The 648-nt window shown below is 44.9% G+C and carries 1 protein-coding gene; it reads right to left on the bottom strand.

Annotation, left to right across the window (positions count from 1 at the left end; translation table 11 throughout):
* The coding region (locus tag AC1DWN_RS34870) for a BtrH N-terminal domain-containing protein (protein WP_477563367.1) at window positions 1-518 on the bottom strand (518 nt) is incomplete at its 3' end.
* Between the last annotated feature and the right edge of the window lie 130 nt (window positions 519-648).

Below are 648 nucleotides of genomic sequence, written 5' to 3'. Positions count from 1 at the left end.
GTGTAGGAGAGATTTTTGGAACTCATGGATCCCTTTTCATTTCTAGCCAGTGCCAACGACTCCAAGCGTGTTCTGACCACGCCTCCCTGTTGGGATGTATCGGTCATATAAGCGTATTCGTCATCGTATCCGTACATGGCGACATAGTGTGCTGCAAAATGAATTTTATTAGTAAAATAATCCAAGTGATAACAATCTAATTTTAAACCTATGGGAACACCGCGATCAATATTTACTTTGATATTGCTCCATGCTTTTGTCACAGAGGTGGTTTCCTGCTTCGTGAGAGTCAGGTTTAGACGGGACGCAATGCGGGCTGTCAGTTCATCCGGTTTAATTCTACCTCCGATAAACGGAAAATCCATCCCCTTCATATCCCAGTAGATAAACCCCAAACCTTCTCCGATCCCGAACAAAATCGGTTCAGACAACCGAATGCCGGCATGGGAAAGCAGATTGCCCATGGCCGTCGTCTCACAATGCTCCCCCATGAACGGAATAAAACGTTCTATGATCATCGTGTGGCTCCTCCTTCCAACTTGCTTATGAACTGGGTCATAAATTGTAGTTCTGTTTCAATTAGACTCATAGGGTGAAGAAACAAAGCCCACACGTGCAGAGGCAACTTTTCTCCTCCTTGAGCTTCAT

This window comes from Paenibacillus sp. P4_A7 (assembly GCF_056402455.1).
This window is presented reverse-complemented; position numbering and strand designations above follow the sequence as displayed.